Source organism: Actinoplanes awajinensis subsp. mycoplanecinus, assembly GCF_001509495.1.
GTDB lineage: Bacteria > Actinomycetota > Actinomycetes > Mycobacteriales > Micromonosporaceae > Actinoplanes > Actinoplanes palleronii.
In genome coordinates this window covers 1-231 of record NZ_LLZH01000254.1, presented here as the reverse complement: position 1 = coordinate 231, position 231 = coordinate 1, and the positions used below count along the sequence as shown (strand labels likewise).

The following is a 231-nucleotide window of genomic DNA, read 5'->3' as shown; positions in this document are numbered from 1 at the left end:
TTGTCCCGGACCCAGCCGACGACATGCGTCAAGGTCGGGAAGTCCCGCACCTGGAGGGTTTCGTCCCGGGCCAACCCGAACCGCTCCCGCACCGCCGCGAACACCTCAGCCTGCTTGACCGTGTCCACCCCCAGATCCGCCTCGAGATCCAGATCCACATCCAGCAGATCCGGCGGATAACCGGTCAGCTCCGACACGATCCCCACCACCGCCCCGGCGATCTCGTCACCC

At 67.1% G+C, this 231-nt stretch carries 1 protein-coding gene; it reads right to left on the bottom strand.

Features of this window, described 5'->3' with window-relative positions:
* Window positions 1–197: phosphopantetheine-binding protein (locus ADL15_RS24925; RefSeq protein ID WP_198171002.1), on the bottom strand; the 197-nt coding region annotated here is incomplete at its 3' end.
* Window positions 198–231 lie beyond the last annotated feature (34 nt).